Source organism: Streptomyces sp. ADMS, from assembly GCF_033441795.1.
In the GTDB taxonomy this organism is placed as follows: Bacteria; Actinomycetota; Actinomycetes; order Streptomycetales; family Streptomycetaceae; genus Streptomyces.
On sequence record NZ_JAVFVX010000291.1, the window covers coordinates 1 to 1,733 of the forward strand.

General features: G+C 69.0%; 1 protein-coding gene. It reads left to right on the top strand.

Features of this window, described 5'->3' with window-relative positions:
• Window positions 1-156 precede the first annotated feature (156 nt).
• A partial coding sequence (locus RB628_RS40450; RefSeq protein ID WP_318325638.1) for an IS1634 family transposase occupies window positions 157-1,733 on the top strand: 1,577 nt, incomplete at its 3' end.

The window sequence follows — 1,733 nt, forward strand, 5'->3', positions numbered from 1 at the left end:
CTAGACCCGTACTTCGCGGGTCGTTGATTCGTATGGTGTGGCCGGTCGGGGGGTGTCCCTGGGCCGGGGTGTGGCGTTGGGTGGGGTGTGTCGAAGTCTTCCCGGTCCCCGCGTCCACGGTCTGAGCGTCAGCGTTTTGAAGTAGCGGTGACGTCCGTGGTGGAGAAGCGTCTGGGCGCTCTGCCTGTCGTTTCCGAGTTCACCCGTCGGCTGGACCTGGCCGGGATCGTCGATGCGGTGTGTCCCGGTGGCGCGAGTGCGCATGTGACGCACGGGCAGGTCATCGAGACGCTGGTGGCCAACCGGCTGACCTCGCCCGCACCGTTGGTGCGGGTGGAGGACTGGGCCAGGTGCTGGGCGGTGGAGGAGGTCTTCGGGATCGAGGCCGGCCTGCTCAATGACGACCGGCTCGCCCGGGCGCTGGATGCGGTCGCCCCGCATCTGGAGCACATCGCGGGCACGGTCGGGGCGCGGGCGATCGCCGAGTTCGGCATCGATGTGTCCCGGCTGCACTGGGACATGACCAGCATGTCCGTCCACGGTGCCTACCCGGCCGAGGGCCAGGACGAGGACTTCCCCGTCATCGGCTACGGGCACCCCAAGGACCGGCGGGTGGACCTGAAGCAGGTCCAGGCCGGACTCGCGGTGACGGCTGATGGCGGCATTCCCCTGCACGCCAGGGTTTTTGACGGGCCGGCGGCCGAGGTTTCCCAGGTCGTCGGCGCGATGAAGGACCTGCGCACGATGGCCGGCACCCGCGACTTCCTGATGGTCGCCGACTCCAAGCTGGTGTCCTACGCCAACGTCACCGCGCTGCTGGCAGCCGGGGTGCAGTTCGTCGCCCCGGTCCCGGCCGCGCAGGTCGACGACGGGGTCTATGCCGCCCTCGACCCCGCTCTCGCCACGGTCGTGGACTGGGTGGCGGACCGGGATGCGGCAAAGCCGGCCGGGCGGCGCGAGAGCTACCGGGTGCTGGAGGACACGCACACCCTGAGGGGGCCGAGGAAGAGTGATCCCGAACTCACCGTGCGGCGGATCCTGGTCCATTCCACCGCGAACGCCGCAGGCCAGCAGGCCGCCCGCGACAAGCGCCTGGCCAAAGCCGCCGAGGATCTGGACAAGCTTGCTTCGACGGCCGGCGGACGGCACTACAAGAGCGCGGAGAAGGTCCTCGCCCGCATCGGTGTGATCACCGCGAAGCGCCGTGTCGCGTCCTGCCTGCGCTTCACCGTCACCGAGGACGACGCCGGGACACCATCCCTGACCTGGTACTTCGACCAGGAGATCCTGGCGGCGGAGGCCGCCGTCGACGGCTGGTACGCACTGCTGACCACCCTGCTCCCCGAGCAGGCCGATCCGGGCCAGGTCCTGATCCACTACAAGGGCCAGGGCACGGTCGAACGCCGCTACCACGACTTCAAGGGACCACTCGCGGTCACACCGGTCTTCGTCCAGCACAACCGGCGCGTCGCCGCCCTCATCCAGGTCATCTGCCTGGCCCTGCTCGTCTTCTGCCTGATCGAACGCCAGGTCAGACGCGCCCTCGGCCCCAAACAGACCATGACCGGCCTCTACCCCGACAATCGCAAGGTCCGCCCGACCGGCCGCATGATCTTCTACCACCTCGGCGAACTCACCCTGCGGATCGGCCACATCACCGACCCGCCCACCGTCCAGATCACCCGCGGCGTCCAACTCCACCTCCTCGACCTCCTCGACACCGACATCGGACA